Genomic DNA, 260 nt, shown 5'->3' with positions numbered 1-260 from the left:
CTCCGGCCAGCGCACGCTGGCGACCAGGGCCGAGAAGCCGCCATAGCTTGAGCCCAGCATGCACATGCGTTCGCCGTCGACCGGCTCGGTCTTCAGCACAGCCTGCAAGGCGAGGTCGATGTCGTCTTCGATGAGCCGGCCGAAGTTGCGCTTGCCGGCCTCGCGGAACGCGCGCCCGTAGCCCTCCGATCCGCGGAAGTTCACCTGCAGCACGGCATAGCCGAGACTGGCGAGGAACTGCAGCTCGCTGTCGAAATGCA

At 66.5% G+C, this 260-nt stretch carries 1 protein-coding gene; it reads right to left on the bottom strand.

Features of this window, described 5'->3' with window-relative positions:
* The coding region (locus FLQ44_RS20030) for a prolyl oligopeptidase family serine peptidase (protein ID WP_147695774.1) at positions 1-260 on the bottom strand (260 nt) is incomplete at both ends.

The sequence above is a fragment of the Vogesella mureinivorans genome (assembly GCF_007644035.1).
GTDB classification, from domain to species: Bacteria; Pseudomonadota; Gammaproteobacteria; order Burkholderiales; family Chromobacteriaceae; genus Vogesella; species Vogesella mureinivorans.
The sequence above is the reverse complement of the archived record's forward strand: the minus strand, read 5'-3'. Positions and strand labels throughout refer to the sequence as shown.